This window comes from Micromonospora ureilytica (assembly GCF_015751765.1).
In the GTDB taxonomy this organism is placed as follows: domain Bacteria; phylum Actinomycetota; class Actinomycetes; order Mycobacteriales; family Micromonosporaceae; genus Micromonospora; species Micromonospora ureilytica.
Window position 1 is genome coordinate 4,763,457 of record NZ_JADOTX010000001.1, and the last position, 19,606, is coordinate 4,783,062.

The 19,606-nt window shown below is 72.0% G+C and carries 18 protein-coding genes and 1 tRNA gene; 9 read left to right on the plus strand and 10 right to left on the minus strand.

Features of this window, described 5'->3' with window-relative positions:
• Positions 1-29: 29 nt before the first annotated feature.
• The gene (locus tag IW248_RS21535) at positions 30-1,277 is read left to right on the plus strand and encodes a hypothetical protein (protein WP_196928427.1); all 1,248 of its coding nucleotides are present in this window, start codon (positions 30-32) and stop codon (positions 1,275-1,277) included.
• Between the two features lie 43 nt (positions 1,278-1,320).
• On the opposite strand, the gene metG is transcribed toward IW248_RS21535, so the two are convergent.
• Positions 1,321-3,123 carry a methionine--tRNA ligase gene (gene metG / locus IW248_RS21540; RefSeq protein ID WP_196928428.1) on the minus strand — a complete coding sequence of 601 codons (1,803 nt, stop codon included), beginning with the start codon at positions 3,121-3,123 and terminating at the stop codon, positions 1,321-1,323.
• 161 nt (positions 3,124-3,284) lie between these two features.
• On the opposite strand from metG, the gene IW248_RS21545 reads away from it, so the two are divergent.
• Positions 3,285-4,349 carry a hypothetical protein gene (locus IW248_RS21545; protein ID WP_231396388.1) on the plus strand — a complete coding sequence of 355 codons (1,065 nt, stop codon included), beginning with the start codon at positions 3,285-3,287 and terminating at the stop codon, positions 4,347-4,349.
• A 31-nt stretch (positions 4,350-4,380) separates the two neighbouring features.
• On the opposite strand, the gene rsmI is transcribed toward IW248_RS21545, so the two are convergent.
• Positions 4,381-5,220 carry a 16S rRNA (cytidine(1402)-2'-O)-methyltransferase gene (rsmI, locus tag IW248_RS21550; RefSeq protein ID WP_231397579.1) on the minus strand — a complete coding sequence of 280 codons (840 nt, stop codon included), beginning with the start codon at positions 5,218-5,220 and terminating at the stop codon, positions 4,381-4,383.
• Positions 5,221-5,312: 92 nt separating this feature from the next.
• On the opposite strand from rsmI, the gene IW248_RS21555 reads away from it, so the two are divergent.
• From IW248_RS21555 to IW248_RS21565, 3 genes are all read left to right on the plus strand, one after another.
• Positions 5,313-7,022, plus strand: a complete 1,710-nt coding sequence (locus tag IW248_RS21555) for a dolichyl-phosphate-mannose--protein mannosyltransferase (protein ID WP_196928430.1) — start codon at positions 5,313-5,315, stop codon at positions 7,020-7,022.
• 366 nt (positions 7,023-7,388) lie between these two features.
• The gene (locus tag IW248_RS21560) at positions 7,389-8,672 is read left to right on the plus strand and encodes a VWA domain-containing protein (RefSeq protein ID WP_196928431.1); all 1,284 of its coding nucleotides are present in this window, start codon (positions 7,389-7,391) and stop codon (positions 8,670-8,672) included.
• Entirely contained in the window at positions 8,672-9,454 is a 783-nt protein-coding gene (locus IW248_RS21565) for a peptidase (RefSeq protein WP_196928432.1), read from the plus strand. Before IW248_RS21560 ends, IW248_RS21565 begins: the two co-directional genes overlap by 1 nt.
• Positions 9,455-9,499: 45 nt before the next feature.
• On the opposite strand, the gene IW248_RS21570 is transcribed toward IW248_RS21565, so the two are convergent.
• Positions 9,500-9,769, minus strand: coding sequence for a hypothetical protein (locus tag IW248_RS21570; protein ID WP_196928433.1), 270 nt, complete (start codon positions 9,767-9,769; stop codon positions 9,500-9,502).
• 198 nt (positions 9,770-9,967) lie between these two features.
• Between IW248_RS21570 and IW248_RS21575 the strand changes: the two genes are divergently transcribed.
• On the plus strand, positions 9,968-10,624 hold the full coding sequence (locus tag IW248_RS21575; protein WP_196928434.1) for a 4'-phosphopantetheinyl transferase family protein: 657 nt from the start codon (positions 9,968-9,970) through the stop codon (positions 10,622-10,624).
• Between the two features lie 202 nt (positions 10,625-10,826).
• Positions 10,827-11,597, plus strand: coding sequence for a DUF4352 domain-containing protein (locus IW248_RS21580; RefSeq protein WP_196928435.1), 771 nt, complete (start codon positions 10,827-10,829; stop codon positions 11,595-11,597).
• Between the two features lie 64 nt (positions 11,598-11,661).
• Here the strand turns inward: IW248_RS21580 and IW248_RS21585 are convergent, their stop codons facing one another.
• Both IW248_RS21585 and IW248_RS21590 read right to left on the minus strand, forming a co-directional pair.
• On the minus strand, positions 11,662-12,681 hold the full coding sequence (locus tag IW248_RS21585; protein ID WP_196928436.1) for a hypothetical protein: 1,020 nt from the start codon (positions 12,679-12,681) through the stop codon (positions 11,662-11,664).
• 120 nt (positions 12,682-12,801) lie between these two features.
• The gene (locus tag IW248_RS21590) at positions 12,802-13,887 is read right to left on the minus strand and encodes a Gfo/Idh/MocA family protein (RefSeq protein WP_196928437.1); all 1,086 of its coding nucleotides are present in this window, start codon (positions 13,885-13,887) and stop codon (positions 12,802-12,804) included.
• A gap of 59 nt (positions 13,888-13,946) precedes the next feature.
• Here IW248_RS21590 and IW248_RS21595 point away from each other — a divergent pair, with 59 nt between their 5' ends.
• Complete coding sequence (locus tag IW248_RS21595) at positions 13,947-14,669, plus strand: hypothetical protein (RefSeq protein WP_196928438.1); 723 nt, start codon at positions 13,947-13,949, stop codon at positions 14,667-14,669.
• A gap of 46 nt (positions 14,670-14,715) precedes the next feature.
• Complete coding sequence (locus IW248_RS21600) at positions 14,716-15,315, plus strand: hypothetical protein (protein WP_196928439.1); 600 nt, start codon at positions 14,716-14,718, stop codon at positions 15,313-15,315.
• 72 nt (positions 15,316-15,387) lie between these two features.
• On the opposite strand, the gene IW248_RS21605 is transcribed toward IW248_RS21600, so the two are convergent.
• The 5 genes from IW248_RS21605 to IW248_RS21625 form a co-directional block, all read right to left on the minus strand.
• A tRNA-Ala gene (locus IW248_RS21605) sits at positions 15,388-15,461 on the minus strand.
• A gap of 121 nt (positions 15,462-15,582) precedes the next feature.
• Complete coding sequence (gene sepX, locus IW248_RS21610; RefSeq protein WP_372432708.1) at positions 15,583-16,359, minus strand: divisome protein SepX/GlpR; 777 nt, start codon at positions 16,357-16,359, stop codon at positions 15,583-15,585.
• 209 nt (positions 16,360-16,568) lie between these two features.
• A complete protein-coding gene (locus tag IW248_RS21615; protein ID WP_124819957.1) occupies positions 16,569-17,216 on the minus strand; it encodes a GNAT family N-acetyltransferase in 648 nt (215 codons plus the stop codon).
• Positions 17,217-17,327: 111 nt separating this feature from the next.
• The gene (locus tag IW248_RS21620) at positions 17,328-18,641 is read right to left on the minus strand and encodes a molybdopterin molybdotransferase MoeA (protein ID WP_091394702.1); all 1,314 of its coding nucleotides are present in this window, start codon (positions 18,639-18,641) and stop codon (positions 17,328-17,330) included.
• Positions 18,638-19,600, minus strand: coding sequence for a UTP--glucose-1-phosphate uridylyltransferase (locus IW248_RS21625; RefSeq protein WP_124819959.1), 963 nt, complete (start codon positions 19,598-19,600; stop codon positions 18,638-18,640). The genes IW248_RS21620 and IW248_RS21625 overlap by 4 nt, the downstream gene beginning before the upstream one ends.
• Positions 19,601-19,606 lie beyond the last annotated feature (6 nt).

Below are 19,606 nucleotides of genomic sequence, written 5' to 3' on the forward strand. Positions count from 1 at the left end.
ACTACGCCGCGCGACTCTACGGTCCCCGCATGAGCGTCACCCCCCAGGCCGATGGCGCCGCCGGCGAACGGACCGGGCTGCACGTGGCGTTCGGCGGCGGCGTGTACCCGGCCGAGGAGATCGCTCGGGGCGCCGCGTACGAGTTGTTCAGCGCCGACGAGGTGGCCGGCTTCGAGTGGGCGCCCCGCCCGGGTAGCGCCCTGCCGTGGCGTCGTTTCGTGCACGTCACCGAGGTGACCGCTGTGCACGGGGCCACCGAGCCGGCCGACGAGCCGGAGACGCCACTGCTGATGCCCGCCCACCGCGAGCGGGGTTGGGCGTACCTGCACCAGCTCAGCCAACAACCGGCGGCGGCGGGCGACCCGATGCTGGTGACGGCACGCGCGTCGGCGGTGGTCCGGCGGGGCACCCGGATGATGAAGGTGCTCTCGGCCCAGCAGGTCGCCGGCTACGTGCGGGGCTGGCTGCCGCACGGCTTCTGCTACCGCGAACACGATGTGGCGCACCTGCGTACGCCGGCGACGACGACTGTGCTGCGGAGCGACGGTGACGCTGGCCGGGACGGCCCGGAGGTCGCGTACGCGCTGCGCTGGCGCGCCTCCGACCCGGGCGACTACGACGTGCCGGTGGGCCGGGCGCACCGCGGCCTGACCGCGCTGGCCTCCCGGGACCGGCTCGGCGCCCCGGTGCTGGGCACGGGCTTCGTGCCGAGCAACGGTCAGCTCATCCCGGAGTTCATCACCCGGGACTTCGCCGACCTGCCGATGCCGGCGAACGCCGCCCTCATCGCCTACCCGGCGGAGGGGGCGGAGGTGGTGCTGTACACCTACCAGGCCGAGCAGCGCGGGTGGCTGCGGATGGTGGGCCCGCAGTGGCGGCACCTGCTGGCCGCGGTGCCGGGCCTCTCCCCGGACCAGGAGTACGTGCCGAACGCCGACGCGCCCCGCTCCACCCAACTGGTCGGCATGTACGGCGACACCGAGTACGAGGCGGTCGCCGACCTGCCCGGCGGGTTCCGGGTGCTGGCGATGACCCGGGCGGCCCGATACCCGGTGGACGCGGTGGCCCGCCGGGTCCGGTTCGCCCAGTGGCGGGGGACGCCGTGTCTGGTGCTGCGGGAGGAGGCCGGCTGGCTGCGGGTGCGCCTGCGCTACCCGAACCCGGACACCGTGGTCACCACCGGGGCGCAGTGTCAGGAACGTGGCATCTACGAGGCCTGGGCGCCGGGCGCCGAGGTGACCGACGACCAGGTGATGGACACCCGGTACGCGATGTGACGGCGCGCGGCGGCAGGGCACCCCGCCGCCGCGCGCCGTGCGTTCAGTCGGCGAGCCGGGCCAGCTCCTCGTCGACGATCGACGGGTCGAGCTTGCGGAACACGGGCTTCGGCGCGGCCAGCGGGCGGCCCGCCTCGATCGGCACCGACTCCCAGCGCGCGCCGACGGTGTAGTCCCCGGTGAGCACCGGGTACGTCGGACCGCCGTCCAGGTCGTCGACCTGCTCGATCACCGGCATCGGCGCGTGCACGCCAGTGCCCCCGAGCAGCTCGTGCACCTGCTGCGCGGAGTGCGGCAGGAACGGGGTGAGCAGCGTGTTGGCATCGCTGATCACCTGAAGGGCGACGTGCAGGATGGTGCCCATCCGGGGCTTGTCGGCCTCGCCCTTGAGCTTCCAGGGCGCCTGCTCGGAGAGGTACCTGTTGGCCTCGGCGACCACCTTCATGGCCTCACCGATGGCCTGCTTCTGCCGGTGCCGACCGATCAGGTCGCCGACAGTGGTGAAACCGGTCCGGGCGACGGCGAGCAGGGCCTCGTCGGCCTCGGTGAGCCCGGCCGGGTCGACCGGCGGGATCTCCCCGAAGTTCTTCGCGGCGATCGAGACGGACCTGTTGACCAGGTTGCCCCAGCCGGCGACCAACTCGTCGTTGTTGCGGCGGAGGAACTCGGCCCAGGTGAAGTCGGTGTCGTTGCTCTCCGGGCCGGCGGCGGCGATGAAGTAGCGCAGCGCGTCGGCGTCGTAGCGCTCCAGGAAGTCGCGAACGTAGATGACCACCTTGCGGGACGAGGAGAACTTGCGCCCCTCCATGGTCAGGTATTCGCTGGAGACCACCTCGGTGGGCAGGTTGAGCCGGCCCAGCTCGCCCGGCTCACCGTCGCGGGAGCCCTCGCCGGAGTAGCCGGAGAGCAGCGCCGGCCAGATCACCGAGTGGAAGACGATGTTGTCCTTGCCCATGAAGTAGTAGGACTGGGCGTCCTTACCGGCGCCGTCGGCGGACCAGTACTTCCGCCACGCGTCCGGGTCGCCGGAGCGACGGGCCCATTCGATCGAGGCGGACAGGTAGCCGATCACGGCGTCGAACCACACGTAGATCCGCTTGTCCGACCGGTCGCGCCAGCCGTCGAGCGGGATCGGTACGCCCCACTCCAGGTCACGGGTGATCGCCCGGGGCTGGAGGTCGTCGAGCAGGTTGCGGGAGAACCGCAGCACGTTGGGCCGCCACCCCTCGCGGGTGTCCAGCCACTGCCGCAGCACCTCGGCCAGGGCCGGCAGGTCCAGGAAGAAGTGCTCGGTCTCGACGAACTTCGGAGTCTCCCCGTTGATCCGCGACTTCGGGTTGATCAGGTCGATCGGGTCGAGCTGGTTGCCGCAGTTGTCGCACTGGTCACCGCGGGCGCTGTCGTACCCGCAGATCGGGCAGGTGCCCTCGATGTAGCGGTCGGGCAGGGTGCGCCCGGTGGACGGGGAGATCGCGCCCATGGTGGTCTTCGGCACGATGTAGCCGTTGCGGTACATCCCCTCGAACAGCTCCTGCACCACCGCGTAGTGGTTGCGGGTGGTGGTGCGGGTGAACAGGTCGTAGGAGAGACCGAGGCCGTGCAGGTCCTCGACGATCACCCTGTTGTACCGGTCGGCCAGCTCGCGCGGGGTCACCCCGTCGGCGTCGGCCTGCACCTGGATGGGGGTGCCGTGCTCGTCGGTGCCGGAGACCATGAGCACGTCGTGGCCGGCCATCCGCATGTACCGGGCGAAGACGTCGGAGGGTACGCCGAAACCGGAGACGTGGCCGATGTGGCGGGGGCCGTTGGCGTACGGCCAGGCCACTGCCGCGAGAACGTGACTCATGAGCAGTGAGCCTAGTGACAGGTCCGGGGCATCCGCGAACCAATGGGGGGTGCCCGACCGGCGGACCGGGCCGACCAGCTCGCCCGTTGGTCCGATTTGTCGTCGACACGCGGCTCAGCTGCCCGTTTCGCCTCCTGGGGCGGTGTGCAATGAACCTCGTGATGGGCAGACGAGCGGCGCGGGACCACGAGGACCGTCCCAGCGGACCGGCGGTCGGCGACGACCCGGGGCCCGAGCCCGCCGTGCCCCGGGTCGGCGGGCTCGCGCCTCAGCCCCGGCTGGTGCCCGGTGCCGACCCGGGCGCGCAGCGGCCCACCCCGGCGGGGAGGTCCGCCACCCCGGCCCGCCCCACACCGGCGGCGCCGTCGCCCACTCCGGCCCGTCCGACCCCGGCGGCACCCGTGCCCAGCCCGGCCCGGCCCGGGTTGTCGGGTCCGCCCGCCGGCTCGGAGGCCGTCGAGGTGGAGGCCGTCGAGGTGGAGGCCGTCGAGGTGGAGCCGACCACCGGCGCGCCGGTGGACGCGGTGCCGCGTCGGGTGCCGGTCCGGCAACAGGGTCGCCGGGAGCGGGGCCTGCGGTCCGACGGCGACACGCCGGACGACGACGGCGGCGCCTTCTGGGCACCGATCGAGCAGGTGCACTGGGACGGCACCCCGGTCCGCAAGGACCCGGCACCGGAGCGGTTCCGCGGCTTCCGGCTGGCACGCCGCCAGGCACCCAGCCGCACGCCCCCACCGCCGGATCCGCTGCCCGGGCTCGCCGCGCTGGTGGCGCTGAGCCTGGTCGCGGCCTTCTTCGCCTGGGTCAGCGCCGGCCCGTTCTGGCTCGCGGTCGGGCACGCCCGAACGGGCACTGTCGTGATCGACGACTGCTCCGGCGGCGGGCTCACCCAACGGTGCCAGGGGATCTTCACGGCTGAGGATGGGCGGTTCATCGCCCATGGTGTCCGGGTCAGCGGCGTGCCCGTCGAAGGCAGCGCGACAGGTACCTCGCTGCCGGCGCGGATGACCGGCCCGGACAGCGGCACCGCGTACGCGGACGTCGGGGTGGGCAGGCACCTGCTGTGGCTGCCCGGTCTGCTGGTGGTGCTGGGCTGCACCGCCGGCATCGTCCGGTGGACCGGATCGGCCCGGCTGCCCGGTCGCCGGCACCGCCGCTGGGCGGTGGCCGCCGCCATCGCCGGCCCCACACTGATCACCGTCGGCTTCCTGGCCGCCGCGTGGTGACCCCGCCGTCAGGCGAGCCGGACCACAGTGGTCAGCTGTGCACGATCGTGTAGACGTCCCGGCGGCGCAGCGCGTACTCGGTGGCGACGTCGGTGATGGCGTCCCGGCGGGACCGGCCGGCGGCCTCCCGCTCGGCGACGGCGGCGCGCAGGGTGTCGTCGTCGGGGCGTTCGGCGGCGGTCACCGGAGCTCCGGCCACCACCAGCGTGATCTCTCCGCGCGGGTCCCCCTCGGTGGCCCACCGGGCCAGCTCGCCGAGGGGTCGGCGGAGCACCTCCTCGTAGGTCTTTGTGAGTTCGCGGCAGAGCGCGGCCGGCCGGTCCGCCCCGAACGTGTCGGCCAGGTCGGTGAGGGTCGCCCCGATCCGGTGCGGCGCCTCGAAGAAGACCAGGGTGCGTTCCTCGGCGGCGAGCGCGCGCAGCCGGGATCGGCGGCCGCCGGGGGTGCGGGGCAGGAAGCCCTCGAAGCAGAACCGGTCGCAGGGCAGCCCGGAGACGGCCAGCGCGGTGGTGACCGCGCTCGGCCCGGGGGCGACGGTGACCGGCGCCCCGACATCCACCGTGGCACGGACCAACCGGTAGCCGGGGTCGGAGACGCTCGGCATCCCTCCGTCGGTGACAAGCGCCACCACGTACCCGCCGAGGATGGCCTCGACCAGCTCGGGGGTGCGCCGCTCCTCGTTGCCCTCGAAGTAGGAGACGATTCGACCGCCGACGGTGAGGTCGAGGTCGCGGGCCAACCGGGTGAGCCGGCGGGTGTCCTCGGCGGCGACCACGTCGGCGCTGATCAGCACCTCCCGGAGCCGGGCCGAGGCGTCGGCGGGGTTGCCGAGCGGAGCACCGAGCAGAATCAGGCGCCCAACTTCGGACATTTCACCCACGGATTCGTCTCCTTCATTGCTGGGAATACCGGTATCAGGGACGACGGACGCCACCGGACACCTTGGCAGCCTACGATCGCCGGGTGACGAGTGCGTCGACAGCGCAGAGCCCGAGCGCCGATCCGGACAAGATGATCCAGGTGACGGGCGAGCCCAGTGCAACCCAGGAGCCGACGGCGCCGAGCGCCGAGAGCGGCGGGGTGGCCGCCGCGGTCCGGCGACGGTTCGCCACCGTCGATACCCAGGTGGACCGGTTCTCGTGGTTGGCCACGGCAGTGGTGGTGGCCATCGCGGCGATCGTGCGCTTCGTCGGGCTGTCCAGCCCGAAGGGCAAGATCTTCGACGAGACGTACTACGCCAAGGACGCCTACGGGCTGATCTCCCGTGGTGTGGAGTGGAACTACAAGGACAACGCCGCGTCGTACGTGGTGCATCCTCCACTGGGCAAGTGGTTGATCGGCGTCGGCGAGTGGGCCTTCGGCTATCAGGACGCGGATTCCAAGGTCTCCGTCCCCGGGCACCTGATGACCACCGCACCGGAGTTCGGCTGGCGATTCTCGGCGGCCGTGATCGGCACGCTGTCGGTGCTGCTGCTGGTCCGCATCGGTCGGCGGATGTTCCGCTCGACGGTGCTCGGCTGCGCGGCCGGCCTGCTGCTCGCCCTGGACGGCTTCCACCTGGTGCTGTCCCGCGCGGCCCTGCTCGACATCTTCCTGCTCTTCTTCGTGCTGGCCGCGTTCGGCGCGCTGGTGCTCGATCGGGACGCCCGCCGTCGGCGCTGGGCACGGGCTCTGGACGACGGGCTCGATCCGAGCCAGCCGGGCCGGGCCGGCCGGCCGCCGACCGGTTGGCGCACCTGGCCGTGGTGGCGACTGGCGGCCGGGGTGCTGATCGGCTGCGCCTGCGCCGTGAAGTGGAGCGCCCTGTATTTCGTGCCGGCCTTCGCGCTGCTGGTGATCTTCTGGGAGGTCGGCGTCCGCCGCTCGGCGGGGGTCCGCCGGCCCTGGCGGGACACGCTCGTCGACGAGCTGCCCTGGCTGGTGCTCGCCGGCGTACTCATGGTGGGCACCTACGTCGCCACCTGGTCGGGCTGGCTGCTCACCGACGACGGTTACTACCGGCTCGCGTCGTCCTACCCGAGCGCCCCGCTCAGCGACCGCCCGGTGATCGGCCCGCTGATCAACCTCTTCGAATACCACCGCGCGGCGTACGGCTTCCACGCCCAGCTCGACGACGCGCACAAATACCAGTCGTGGCCGTGGCAGTGGCTGCTGCTCGGTCGACCGGTGGCGTTCCACTGGTCCGGCGACGGTGCCTGTGGCGCGCCGAGCTGCGCCTCGGAGATCCTGCTGCTCGGCACCCCGCTGCTCTGGTGGTCGTTCCTGCCCGCCCTGGTGGCGCTGGTCTGGCTGGGGGTAGCCCGTCGGGACTGGCGGGCCGGCGCGATCCTGCTCACCGTGGCCGCCGGGCTGCTGCCGTGGTTCTGGTTCGCCCTCGACGGCCGGACGATGTTCTCGTTCTACGCCGCACCGGCGGTGCCGTTCCTGGTGCTGGCCGTGGTGTACGTGCTGGGCGCGCTGATCGCACCCGCCGGGGGTGACGTGGGTACGGTGGCGCCGCTGGTGCCCGGTGACCCGAGTTACGAACGCCGACTGGTGGGCAGCATCGCGGCGGGGGCGTACGTGCTGTTGGTGGGGCTCTGCTTCGCGTACTTCTATCCGATCTTCGTCGGCCGGCTGATTCCGTACTCGGACTGGCTGTCCCGGATGTGGCTCGACGGTCGGTGGATATAAGCATCGACAGGCGACGCGCCGCACAGCGCGACGGAAGAAGGGCCCGCACGCCGAAGCGTGCGGGCCCTTCTTTTACAAAGACGCGCGCCCCGATCGCCTGCCACGGGGGAAGCGGGCGATTGGGGCGCGCATGAAGAGCTTAACCACCGCGCACCACCGGCACAACGGGTCGACTTGAGTCAGATTTCCGACGGATGCTGGCCGGGCCGAGACCTTCCCTCGCACAGTTGACCGAGGGTGACCCGCCGTGGACCCACAGCGCGGGCGCGGACGGTCAGAGGTGATTCCTGACCCGGCTGGAGTGGTCGGTCCCGCACCCCTCCACCCAAACGATCATCCAAAGTGGATCTCACTACACTGCGGGTCGTGATCAACTTCAGACGATCGACGGCGGTCCTTCTCGGACTGTTGGCGACCACCGCGCTGGCCGGGCCCGCCCCGGCGCGGGCCGACGAGGAGCCGGCGCCCGAGCCGCCCCGGGTCGAGCTGGTGCTCGACGTCAGCGGGTCGATGCGCGCCGCCGACATCGACGGACGCACCCGGATCTCGGTCGCCCAGCAGGCCTTCAACGATGTGGTGGACGCGCTACCCGAGGAGACACAGCTCGGTATCCGGGTGCTCGGCGCGACCTACCGCGGCAAGGACAAGAAGGTCGGCTGCCAGGACACGCAGCAGATCGTGCCGGTCGGCCCGGTGGACCGGTCCGCAGCGAAGGCCGCGGTGGCGACGCTCCGGCCGACCGGGTTCACCCCGGTCGGGCTGGCGCTGCGCTCCGCCGCGCAGGACCTGGGCAGCGGGGCCACCACCCGACGGATCGTGCTGATCACCGACGGCGAGGACACCTGCGCTCCACCCGACCCGTGCGAGGTGGCCCGGGAGCTGGCCGCCCAGGGCACCAGCCTGGTCGTCGACACCCTCGGCCTGGCCCCCGACGAGAAGGTCCGTCGGCAACTGCTCTGCATCGCCAGCGCGACCGGCGGGACCTACACCGCAGCGCAGAGCGCCGAGGAGCTGACCGACCGGATCAAACAGCTCGTCGAGCGGGCCGGCGACACGCACACCCGGGCGCCGACGGTGGTCGGCGGCACCAACGCGTGCGACTCGGCGCCACTGCTCACCCCCGGCGTCTACGCCGACCGGGAGGCGTTCTCCGAGCATCGCTACTACCGGGTTCCGATCCGCCCCGGCCAGGAGTTGCGGGCTTCGGTGAGCATGGCGTTGGACCGGGCCGTCAACCGGGACTACGGGGTGCTGCTGCGGGCCACCGCCGCCGACGGCCGGGAACTCGTCCGGGGCGCGGACGCCGGCAGCGGACGGGCCGACGTGCTCTCCGCCGGGCTGCGCTGGTCGGCCACCGCCGACGACGAGGACGCCGACGAGACCGAGGAGAGCGCCGCGCCGGTCGTCGAACCCACCACCGTCTGCCTGGTGGTGAGCAACTCGTTCGCTCCGCGTCCCGGCAGCGCGGCGACCCCGGGCATGCCTGTGGAGCTGACCATCGACGTGGTCGCCGCCGCACCCGCACCGGACGGACCGGACCTCGGCCGGGGCTGGGTGCTGCTGGCCCTGCTCACCGTCGCCGGGCTGATCACCGGTCTGCTCGCCGGCCTGCTCACCCGCTGGTGGGTCGCCACCTGGAGGGAGAACTGATGCGTACCGCCCTGTTCCGGTCGATGGCGGTGCTGCTCGCTGCCGGCGGGGCCGCTCTGCTCCCCGCTGCGGCCGTCGCCGCGCCGACCCCCTCCCCCGGTGCCACGCCGGTGAACCGTGCCGGCACGTCGTTCCTCAGCGCCACCCCGATCACCGCCGGACAACCGGTACGGGTGGACGCCTCGATCGGCGACCACCTCTACTGGTCGTTCCCGGCGACGGCCGGCCAGGTGCACGAGATCAACGCCACCGTCACCTTTCCGAAGGGACGCAGCGGCGCCTCCACCTGGACCGTGGACGTCTTCGACGGGCTACGCCGACGCCAGGCGTGCACGGCGGGGGCACAGACCCCGACAGTGGACGCGAAGGCGTCGAACGTCGTGTTGGGCTGCACGCTGCGCGAGGTGCGGCCGTGGGCGGAGCCCTGGTCGGCCGATCCACTGCCCGGCACGTACGTCATCCGGCTCTCCGTGATCGACCTGCCGGAGCCGGATCTGGGTGCGCCGATCGACGTGGACCTGCTGGTCGGCGCCATCGCCGACCGGGGCGCCTCGGCCGACGACGGCGAGTTGGCGGCACCGCTGGTGCCGAACACCAAGGCCGGCACGGTGCTCAACGCCGTACCCCCGGTGGACGCGGAGGCCGACGACGAGGGCGACTCGCTGACGGGTTGGTTGCCGGATCTCGGCTCGCGCTGGCTCTGGACCGGCATCGGCGGCGCGCTCGCCGCGGTGGCTGGCGTGTTCGGTTTCGCGGTCACCCGACGGCCTCGACGTCGCTGAACGCTCCCTCTGGTGGCCCCGCCCAGCGGCGGGGCCACCAGAGGTTCAGCTACGCCGGGAGCCGCGCGGCAACCAGCCGATGAACCTGTCCTGGAGCGACATCACCGGGGCGGCGCGCAGATCCTCAGTGGCGGCGGCCAGGCAGGAGCCCAGATAGACGCTGAGCATCGCGCGATCACCCCCGTACTCCGCCAGCAGCCGGGTGCGCTTCGTCGCGCACGGCCATTCGTCACCGCAGGAGCCGCAGCTCCAGCAGGGGGTCTTCGGTGCGTGCTCGTCAGCCCGCACCCTCGGCCGTTCCGCACCATCGGTCATCGCACGTCCTTCCAGATGTCCACGGGACTGGCGGCTGCCGTGCCGGCCAGCATTGATGGTGGTCCCCCCGGAGCCATCAGGGAGGGCGCTGCAGGTCCCTCCGGTGTTACATCCTTGCGGTACCTTCAGCGGTCGTGGGAGTCGGAAAGTTGACGGTTAATTCGATGCGTCATTCCTACCGAGCAGTAGGTAACTGGGATGCGTGACCTGCTGCCATCGACGGTCGCCGTCGCCGTCGCCGGGCCCGAGGACTGGACGGGCGACCTGCTCCCCGCTGAGCAGGCATGTCTCAGCGAGCGGGCCGTGCAGACCCGTCGGCGGGACTTCGCCGCGGGGAGGAATTGCGCCCGCAGGGCATTGCGCGACCTCGGCCTGCCGACGGCCGCCGTACCAGCCGCCGCCGACCGCGCGCCGGTCTGGCCGACCGGGGTGGTCGGCAGCATCACCCACACCGCCGGCTACTGCGCCGCCGCCGCGGCGCACACCACCGACATCCGGTCCGTCGGGATGGATGCCGAGCAGCACCGCAAGATCAATCCGGGAGTACGCAGACTCGTGCTGCTGCCCGAGGAGGAGGCCGCCTGTGCGCGGTTGCCCAGTGACATCTCCTGGCCGGTGGTGCTGTTCAGCGCGAAGGAAACCATCTACAAGGTGTGGTACCCGGTCGTTCGCAGCTGGTTGGACTTCCACGACGCCCGACTGGACATTGATCCGGACGCCGGCACGTTCACCGCCCGGATCGCACCGGCCCGGGTGGACGCGGCGGGGGTCGACGACCCGCCGGCGTCAATCACCGGCCGCTTCGTGATCGCCGACGGGCTGGTCCGCACCGCCGCTGTGCTCCCGCTGCACTGACGTCGCCTGGCTACTCATAGTGATGGATGCGATACCGGTCCACATTGGTGTTCGGTGACCGGCCCGACACCGTCCACGCTGGCCGGTGCGGTTTCGCGTCGCCTTCGGTGAGACGCCCTCCGGCGCGGCGGCGGGGCACTCTGCCACCCACGGTAACGTCGACGAGTTCCCGCACGGCAGTATCGATGCGTCAAGGAGTACGGTGACCCACCGCCAGCCCTCCGCCGGGCCGCAGGATCTCCAGCAGTCAAGCTCGCAGCCGCCGAACCGCCCGTTCGCGGCGACGCCGCAGCCGCCGTTCTCGGGGGCCGCGTACCTGACAGCTGGCGGACACACGGAGGCTGGTGGCGGATATCGGGCACCCGGTGGTCCGGGCTACCCGATCATCGCACCACCACCTGCGCAGACGGACCGCGCCAAGAAGTCCGTAGTGGTCGTCGCGGTCACCGCGGCCGTTCTCACCCTGCTCACCTGCGCCGGCGGCATCGTGGCGGCCGTCATCAGCACCAAAGGCACCTCGACCACTGTGAGCGAGGCACAGGCCACCCCGCCGACCCCGCCGCCGGCGAACGGCGACACCCGCGACCTGTCGCCGGGCGACACCCTGGTCGTCAACAGCGAGGCCGGCACCGTCGAGATCACCGTGACGAAGTTCAGCAGCGCCACCAAACCCTGCAAGTCCCACGGACTGAAGCCCGGCGAGGGCATGTACGTGATCGCCGACGTGACTGTGGCTGTCACCAAGGGCACCGTGTCGACGAACCCGCTCTACTTCCAGTGGGTCGCCGCCGACGGCACCAGGACCACAGCGATCGGTGGAGCCTTCTCCGGCTGCGGCAAACCGATGCCGGCCGTCGACGACCTGACCGCTGGCACCAGACGGACCGGCAGCGTGGTGTTCGACGTGCACGACACGTCGGGCGCGCTGGAGTACCAGGACCAGTTCCAGACCGCCGGTTCCTGGAAGCCGTGACGCGCTGACGCGACGTGGGGCCGACCCGTCCGGGCCGGCCCCACGCGGTGGGAGAGTCGGTGGGTCAGCAGCCTGTCCAGCGCACCGGGGTCACCCGGTCGGCGAGGACGTTGCGGAACCCGACGATGGTGCCCGAGTCGGAGATGGACTGCGCACCGATGGCCACGCGTTCGCCGCCACCCGGCAGGACCCGGGAGGTGGAGCCTCTGGCAACGCGGTCACCACCCACCACGACACCCTTGGCGTTGATGCCGGTCAGCGCCGGCATGTCCTGGTCGAGCAGCGTGTGCGAGCCGTTCCGAAGGTCCCACCGGACCCTGGTCGACGTGGTGTCGCCGCCCAGCCATACCTGGCCGATTGCCCAGCGGCCCGCCGCCGCGCCGGCAGTGCTCCACTCGGCGCCGGGGAACGTGAGCGCGTCGATCCGGCCGTTCGGGCGGCGGACCCAGCTGTTCCAGTCTCCGAAGGGTCCGGCGCTACCGACGATGGTTCCGTTGTCAGTGATCCCACTTGCCTGGGCGTCGACCGGGGCGTCGAGCACCTCCACGGTGCCCGGACGGGCAGCCGGCCAGCGCAGCGCGACCATTTCCCCGGAGACGATGTCGGAGCCGTGGCCGACGATGTCGCCGGCATCGTTGATGGCGCTGACATACGTGGCGGTGGACGGCAGCACCGGCAACTGCTCGAGCTTGCCGTCGCGGTACCTCCACGGCTGCCCGTAGCCGGTTTCCGCCGATCCGTTGCCGATCACGACACCGTCGGCGTTGATGTCGACCGGGGTGGACATGCCCTGTGACTCCAGCTCGGTGACCCGCTGCCCGTCCCAGAACAGCAGCAGGTACTGGTTGTCGGTTTCACCGACTCGCAGCGCGGTCCCCGCGACGTAGCGACCCGTCGGGTCGACCGCGTTCGCGTCGGCGCGATAGGTGTCGGTCGGGTACGGCAGCGTACTGATCTTGCAGGTGCGGGAGGTCGCCCCGCCCGGCGCGGCGGTCGCCGTCGCGGAGACAGCGACGCCGAGAGAGGTTGCCAGCAGACCGGTTGCGGTGGCTGCGAGCATCCGGCGTCGAGTGCTTCGATTCATCCTTGCTCCCCGTGTGGGGCCCGGTTGCTCCCGGGCATTCGGTTGATACCCGGCTTCACAGGTGAGCTGGCTGTACGGTTGCGCACTGTCAGCCAAGGGACAGAAACGGATCCGCCGGAGCTACCGCCCCCATGCCTCGGTGGCGGTGACGACCGGCCGGCCGGTGCGTACCGATTCTTCGATGGCGAGGCTGATCAGGTGGTCCTGGCAGGCTTCGGCGAGGGAATAGGGAGCCGGACCCTCCTCCCGCGCCCACGCCCCGGCGCGGGCGACGATGTCGGCGACCGCGATGTCGTCGTCGGACATCCCACTGCCGACGAACGGATTGCGGTAGACCACGTCGCCGTCGAAGCTGATGTGCTTCAGGTCGAGCCCCTCCAGGTTGAGGTCGAGACCCGTCTGGCGTCGCACGAGAGACGACTCCACAGGCGTGGTCGGATCGACCAGGCGGACCACCCGGTCGTCCACCAGCTCACCGCGCGAGCCCCGCACCACCAAGCGGCGGGTACGCAGCGGGTTCCACCACTGGTTGTCGGTGAAGTCGTACAACCCCATCCGCCCGCCGAAGTCGATGGTCGCGAGGGTGGTGGGGAGCTGCTGCGGGGTGTCGTCGCCGCTCCAGCCGGCCGGCGAGAGCGGGTTGGCCAGCGGCGCGACGAACGCGCGCGCGCTGACCTCGGCGCTCTCGTGACCGACACCGAGCAGGCCACGGATCAACGAGACCGCGTGGTACAGGTGGGTCGAGGAGATCTGGACCGAGGTCGGCTCGCCGAGCACCCCGGCGCGGACCACGGCCAGCCGGGCCGCGTGCCCCGGCATCAGCAGGTACTGCTCGGCGACCTGCACCAGCCCGCTGCCTCCGACGTCGGCCCAGAGCGAGCGCAGGCCCGCCAGGTCGGGGGCGGGCGGCGTCTCGGCGAGCACCGGTACGCCGGCCGCGACCAGTTCCCGGGTCGCCTCGGGCGTCACCGGCCACGGCACCGACACGATGACGAAGTCCGGCCGCTCGTGGGCGAGCAACTCCGCCGTCGTGCGGAAGGTCCGCACGCCCCACTCGGCAGTGACGGCAGCTCCCCGCGATTCGGTACGCGTCACCACCCCGGTCACCCGGAACCGCTCGGGGAGCAGCCGGGCCAGGCGAAGGAAGAACTCACCTCGCCAACCACTGCCGACGATGCCGAACCGGGTCTGGGCCACCGAAGTCATCTGGGCTCCTCACGTAGAGGTCCGGATGCTAACCGTTCTCCTTCGCTACGGTGGTGCCGATGACCGCCGACCCGATGCGCGCTGCGCCCGTGTTCCTGCCCGACCCGGGACCGCCCCTGGACTACTACCTGGTCGGCCACAGTGACCCGGTGACCACTGTGGAGGGCATCGTCGTCGAGGAGTTCACCCGCCACCGCGACTTCACCACCACGGGGCTGGACAGCGCGGGCTGGACGCCGGACGCCGGCTGGTGGAGTTCCGCCGCGCTGAGCCGCGCCATGCGCACCGACCCCGAGGTGCTGGCACGGGTGCTTCCCACTTCCCGCCGGGAGGCCGAGGACGTCTACCGCGCGCTGGGTGGTGGGCAACTGCCGAACGAGCCGCTGCTTCGTACGCACTTCCTCGACCGTCAACCGATCGCCACCGCCCCACCGCTGCGGCTCGGTCCCGCACAGCCCCCGGCCGGCTTCCACGAGCGACGGGTGTACCGGGTCCTCTTCGCCAAGGATCTCGGCGCCGGACAGGTGGCGAGCCTCCGGACGGCCTGGCGGACACCGGCGGGCGGCACGGGCGCGTCCGCCGCGACCGGTCGTCTCGACCAGCACGGCGACCAGATCACCTGGGATCTGCGCCGCGTCGGCCACTCCCTGGCCTGGTGTCTCGACGTGACAGCACTACTGAGGACCGACGCCACCGTGGTCCTCGGCTCGACCCTGTCCGAGCTGACGAACGTCCTGCGCCAGCACGGCTTGATACCCGTGACGACTGAACGCTTCTCCTAGCCTGTGGCACTGACCACCGGACCACGCGACGAGACCGGAGGCTCGGGTGTCAGTCGATCTTGAGGCAACGCTGGCCCGGCCCATCTCGCTCGCCGAGATGGTGATCGCCGCGCGGGCCACCCTGGCCGAACTTCTCGGCCTGGACACGACACCCGAGCTGAGCCTGTTCACCGAACGACGTTACGAGCAGGGACGCCGCGTCGCTTCCGGTCGCCGGCTCGACGCGGCGGAACTGCTGTCGACCACCATCGGCGACCGCATTGAACGCCAGCCCAACGGAATGCCGGGCTCGATCCACCTCGAGATCGACGTCTCGGGCTTCGAGGACGGTGCCTGGCTCCTGGTCATCGACCATGAGCCGGAGACCGGCGGCGACCCGGAATGCGTCTTCAGCCCCTACCGCACCTGCGTGAGTGTCGTGGTAGCGCTGGCCATGGCACTTGCCGTCGCCGACCGCACTGGCGGGCAGTTCACCGACGACCAGATCCAGCTCCTACAGCCGGGCCACACCCACCCGCGCCACATGATCACGGCGACTCGACTGCCACCTGAGCCGGGCGAGTTCACCCAGAGGTGCGAGCGCTACCTTCGCCAGTTCGCGAATCTCGGCGGGTGGCCACGCGACGTGTCGATGGGGCGTACGTGATGGGCGCGGCTTGTCACCCGAAAGATCGGAAAAGGCCGTCTCCGACTCGCGGAAACGGCCTTTGACCTGGGGTGGAGCTGAGGGGATTTGAACCCCTGACCCCCTCGATGCGAACGAGGTGCGCTACCAGTCTGCGCCACAGCCCCCCGCCGGCGAACCGGCTTCGGTCCCACCCGGCTTACACCGGGCGGGCCGGCAGCAAGGCTAACAGGTCGCCGGCCCCGACCGCGAATCCGCCCCCGGCCGCGGCGCACGGCCGAGATCGCGTCAGGCGCCTCGGCCGGCTTCGTAGGGGCGGCCGCGGAGGCCGCCCGACCGCCGGTACGAGACCGACCCGCCGTTGACCGCCGCCGGCAGGTCCCCCGGTCGGTCCAGGCCCATGGCGGCTCGGCGTACCCCCTCGCGCTGGGCGGCCAGCCGGCGCTGCGCCTCCCGGCGGGCGGCGGCCCGGCGGGCCTGTTCCCGACGCACCTCGGCCTGCCGGGCGGCCAGCCAGGCGGCCTCCCGGGCTCGGGCGCGGCGGCGGCGACGTCCGGCGAGAGCCTGACCCCGCAGGTGGACGACGTACAGGGCCAGGAGCAGGAAGGTGACGCCGAAGCCGACCCAGAAGCCGGGGCTGACGAACAGCACGCCGATCAGCTCGACGACGTTGAGGAGCAGCAGGGCGGCGAGCACCCGGCGACGCCGGTACACGGCGGGGGTGTGCTGTCGGCGCGGCGCCGGGCGACGGCGGGACCGTTTGGGTGCTGGGGGTACGGCGCGCAGCCGACCGGAGCGGCGGGCGGCCGGGGGCGCGGAGACCGGCGCACTCAACGCGCCGGTAGTCGCATTCTCACTGAGGGTGACGATCAGTGAGCGCGGAGGATGAACGGGTCGCCGTCCCGGCACAGTACGGCGCCGTCGGCGGCGCTGGAGCACCCGCGCCGTCGACTGCGCCCGCTCCGCCACCAGCCGCTCGGTGGCGTCGTACCGGCGAACCAGCGCCGGGGCCAGGGCGAGCAGGCCGGCGGCGGCGAGGACGGCGAGGAGCACCGAGGTCGGCACCCTCACCCCTCCCGTCACCGAATTCGAAGCAACCGCCATCCGACCGCAGGATCTTCCACCGATCGCGCCTGGGTGCGTGGATCGTCCGGCCGGAGAGCGCTTGCCGCAGCTTGCAGTTACTTGAGGTTACGGCGCACCGACCGGGATGCCACCGCGCCGCGCCGATCCCGTCCGTGGGACGAGTGGGAGGATGTCGGGAAATCCTCCTACTACGCGTTGGCGCGTATCCGGTGCCAGCGGGCCAGCAGGCCACCCTCGGCAGCGATCTCCTCACTCGTCATCGCGTACCCGATGTGGTCCCGCCACGCGCCGTCGATGTGCATGTAGCGCACGTGGTACGACTCCTCGCGGAAGCCCAGCTTCTCCACCACCCGCCGGGACGGTTTGTTCTCCGGACGGATGTTGATTTCCACCCGGTGCAGCCCGCCCGGGCCGAACGCGTGGTCCACGGCGAGCGCGAGCGCCGTCGGGATCACACCTCGGCCGGCGACCCGGGCGTCCACCCAGTAGCCGACGTAGCCGGAGCAGAGCGCCCGCCGCACGATGCTGCCCACGTTGATGTGCCCGACCAGCCGATCCCGGTCGCCCTCACGCAGGCAGACCGCGAACGGCATGCCCTCACCCTCGCGGGCCGAGCGCTGCTGGTCACGGTGCACCCAACGGAACGCGGCCGGCGAATTCATCTCGTCCCAACCACCGGGCAGCGACGACTCCCAGGGCGCCAACCAGGCCCGGTTGGCCCGCCGTACCTCCGACCAGGCCGCCGCGTCGGAGCGCCGGTAGGGCCGCAGCAGCACCGGGCCGTCGGCCAGCTCCACCGGCCATCCCGGTGACCGCGCGGGTCCGAAGAGACTCACCCGCACAGTCTCCCGCGCGGGACCGTGTCGCGCGCAAGTAGCCCCGCCGCGTTCACCGCACACGTCCGACTGTCACCCGACGCGGGCCGCGAGCGGACCGGCCGGGACACGTCACCGGCGACGGTCCAGCAGCAGGACGTCCACGGTCGAGCCGGCGGCCGCCGTGGTGACCCGCTCGCCGAGCACCAGCAGCCCGTTGGCCTCGGCCAACCCGGAGAGAGTGAACGGCCCGCCGCTGAGCGGCTGGACCGTGTACCCGCCACCGCGTCGCTCGGCGACGTGCGCCGGCCGGAACTCCCGCAGCCCCGTCGGGGACGACACGGTCTCCAGCAGGTGGGCCCGCACGCTGGGTCGGAACACCGGCTCGGCGCCGGCGAGCAGTTGGATGGCGGGGCGGGCCAGCACCTCGAAGCCGATCAACGCGGCGCCCGGGTCGCCGGGCAGGCAGACCACCGGCACCTCCTCGGCGCCGACCGTGCCGAACCCGAGCGCGGTGCCGGGATAGAGCGCCACGTCGGTGAACGTGACCGGCCCGGCGCGACCGCCCTCGCGGCGGGAGAGGATCCGGCGCACCATGTCCCCGGGGCCGGTACCGGTGCCCCCGGTGGTGATGATCAAGTCGGCGCGCAGCGTCTGGTCCTCCAGCAGGCCGCGCAGCCCCTCCGGGTCGTCGTCGCAGATTCCCACCCGGTACGCCAGGGCGCCCACCTCGGCCGCCGCAGCGGTCAGCGCGTGCGAGTTCGCGTCCACCACCTGGCCGGGCTGACTGCCCCGGCCCACGTCGACGAGTTCGTCACCGGTGGCCACGATGACCACCCGTGGGCTGGGCCGCACCACCACGTGCCCGATGCCGGTCGCCGCGAAGACGGCGACCAGGGCCGGGGACACGTAGGTGCCGGCCCGGGCGAGCAGGGTGCCGGCGGGCAGCTCCTCACCCGCTCGGCGTACCCCGTACCCCCGCTTGGGGGTACGGAAGATCTCCACGGCGGCCATGCCCTGGTCGGTCCACTCCACCGGGACCACGACGTCAGCGGCGACCGGCAGCGGCGCCCCGGCGGCGACCGAGAAGCACGAGCCGGGGGTGAGCCGGACCGGCCGCCAGCTCGCGGCGCCGAGATCGCCGACCACGTTGAGCCGGATGGTGCGGCCGCCGGGCGTGCCGGAGGGGGCCGGGACGTAGCTCGGCCCCCGACCCCCTCCGGAAATGTCCTCCCAGCGCGCGGCGTAGCCGTCCACGGCCGCCTGGTCGAAGGCCGGGAAGGCGTGCGGCGCGACGACGTCCTCGGCGAGGACGTTGCCGTGCGCCTGGGTGAGGTCGAGGTCGAGTGGCGGCAGCGCGCGCAACCTGCGCAGCACGCTGCCCAGGTAGTCGGCGAGCGGCGTCAACTCGTTCGCGGCCGCCTCGGCGTCGGCCGTCGCGGTCATGTACCAGATCCGCCTGCCGCGTCGGCCTTGACGAAGTCGGCCAGCCAGGACCGGAACTCGGCGCCCAGGTCGTCGCGCTCGGCGGCGATCTGCACCACCGTCTGGAGGTACCCCAGCGGCATGCCCGTGTCGTAGCGGGTGCCCCGGTAGACGATCGCGTGCACCGGAGTGCCCTCGGTACGCAGCAGTTCCATCGCGTCGGTCAGCTGGATCTCGCCGCCGCTGCCCGGCTTGGTCCGCCGGATCGCGTCGAAGATCTTGCCCGGCAGGACGTAGCGGCCGAGCACCGCGAGGTTGCTCGGGGCGTCCTCCGGCTGCGGCTTCTCCACCATCCCGGTCACCTTGACGACCTCGCCGATGTCGGTCAGCTCCGACTCGGCCGGTTCGACGGAGGCGATCCCGTACCGCTTGGTCTCGGACGGGTCGACCTCGAAGAACGCGAGCACCACACCGCCGGTGCGGGCCTGCAACTCCAGCATCGCCGGCAGCAGCGGCTCCGACGGCTTGACGAACTCGTCGCCGAGCAGCACCGCGAAGGGCTGGTCGCCGACGTGCGACTCGGCGTACCCGACGGCGTGGCCGAGCCCGAGCTGCTCGGGCTGCCGCACGGTGTAGATCTCGGCCAGCTCGCTGGGCCGACGCACGGCGGCCAGCCGCTCGGTGTCGCCCTTCTCCTCCAGCCTGGTCTCCAGGTCCGGACGACGGTCGAAGTGGTCCACCATCGACGTCTTACCCCGACCGGTGATCAGCAACACGTCACCGATGCCAGCCTGCGTGGCCTCCTCGACGATGTACTGCAACACCGGCCGATCCACCACCGGCAGCAGTTCCTTGGGCACCGCCTTGGTGGCCGGCAGGAACCGGGTGGCCAGTCCGGCGGCCGGGATGACGGCCTTGACCGCCAGGGGACGGCCGTTTGCGGCGACCGTCGATGAGGGGTTCGCTGAGTGCTCCGACATGCCGCG

What these genes read in the sequence shown, in the direction of transcription:
- IW248_RS21535 (WP_196928427.1), top strand. Translation starts at nt 30, where the DNA reads ATGAGCGTCACCCCCCAGGCCGATGGCGCCGCCGGCGAACGGACCGGG.
- metG (WP_196928428.1), bottom strand. Translation starts at nt 3,123, where the DNA reads ATGAGTCACGTTCTCGCGGCAGTGGCCTGGCCGTACGCCAACGGCCCC.
- IW248_RS21545 (WP_231396388.1), top strand. Translation starts at nt 3,285, where the DNA reads ATGGGCAGACGAGCGGCGCGGGACCACGAGGACCGTCCCAGCGGACCG.
- rsmI (WP_231397579.1), bottom strand. Translation starts at nt 5,220, where the DNA reads ATGTCCGAAGTTGGGCGCCTGATTCTGCTCGGTGCTCCGCTCGGCAAC.
- IW248_RS21565 (WP_196928432.1), top strand. Translation starts at nt 8,672, where the DNA reads ATGCGTACCGCCCTGTTCCGGTCGATGGCGGTGCTGCTCGCTGCCGGC.
- IW248_RS21570 (WP_196928433.1), bottom strand. Translation starts at nt 9,769, where the DNA reads ATGACCGATGGTGCGGAACGGCCGAGGGTGCGGGCTGACGAGCACGCA.
- IW248_RS21575 (WP_196928434.1), top strand. Translation starts at nt 9,968, where the DNA reads ATGCGTGACCTGCTGCCATCGACGGTCGCCGTCGCCGTCGCCGGGCCC.
- IW248_RS21585 (WP_196928436.1), bottom strand. Translation starts at nt 12,681, where the DNA reads ATGAATCGAAGCACTCGACGCCGGATGCTCGCAGCCACCGCAACCGGT.
- IW248_RS21590 (WP_196928437.1), bottom strand. Translation starts at nt 13,887, where the DNA reads ATGACTTCGGTGGCCCAGACCCGGTTCGGCATCGTCGGCAGTGGTTGG.
- IW248_RS21595 (WP_196928438.1), top strand. Translation starts at nt 13,947, where the DNA reads ATGACCGCCGACCCGATGCGCGCTGCGCCCGTGTTCCTGCCCGACCCG.
- IW248_RS21620 (WP_091394702.1), bottom strand. Translation starts at nt 18,641, where the DNA reads ATGACCGCGACGGCCGACGCCGAGGCGGCCGCGAACGAGTTGACGCCG.
- IW248_RS21625 (WP_124819959.1), bottom strand. Translation starts at nt 19,600, where the DNA reads ATGTCGGAGCACTCAGCGAACCCCTCATCGACGGTCGCCGCAAACGGC.